1 protein-coding gene and 1 pseudogene are annotated in these 533 nt (G+C 41.7%); one reads left to right on the top strand and one right to left on the bottom strand.

Annotated features, from left to right (window positions below):
• A partial coding sequence (locus B9T16_RS29245) for a four helix bundle protein (RefSeq protein ID WP_410246453.1) occupies positions 1–239 on the top strand: 239 nt, incomplete at its 5' end.
• Between the two features lie 40 nt (positions 240–279).
• Here the strand turns inward: B9T16_RS29245 and B9T16_RS29240 are convergent.
• Positions 280–533, bottom strand: a pseudogene (locus tag B9T16_RS29240) (riboflavin synthase); the annotation flags it as partial.

Below are 533 nucleotides of genomic sequence, written 5' to 3'. Positions count from 1 at the left end.
GATCGGGAACAGCAATTGGAGCGTTGCTTCGAGAAGCCGAATTTGGACAAAGCAAAGCCGATTTTATCAGCAAAATTAATATTGCGCTTAAGGAAGCCAATGAAAGCGGCTATTGGCTAGACTTACTAAAGGATACCGATTTTCTCAACGAAACCAATTACTTGCAACTAAAATCATCTTGCGATGAACTCATCAAAATGCTCGTAGCATCCTTAAAAACCCTCAGAAACAAAACATAACTAACTTTCAACTTCACTTTTAACTTTTAACTCTTAACTTTTAACTCTTAACTAGTCTCGCAATGTATTTCCCCAATATATCAAACTCCACATTAATCCTATCCCCTACTTTCAAAGCGTGCAGATTGGTATGCTCGTAGGTGTAGGGAATAATAGCCACGGAAAAGCCTTTGGCGTGGGAGTCAATAACGGTAAGACTGATGCCGTTGACGCACACGGAGCCTTTTTCAACCGTTACGTGCAGCGGATTTTCTTCGTGAGAAAAACGGAAGTACCAGCTGCCGTTGTCGTCGC

It is taken from the genome of Arthrospira sp. PCC 8006, from assembly GCF_046480465.1.
In the GTDB taxonomy this organism is placed as follows: Bacteria; Cyanobacteriota; Cyanobacteriia; order Cyanobacteriales; family Microcoleaceae; genus Limnospira; species Limnospira platensis.
This window is presented reverse-complemented; position numbering and strand designations above follow the sequence as displayed.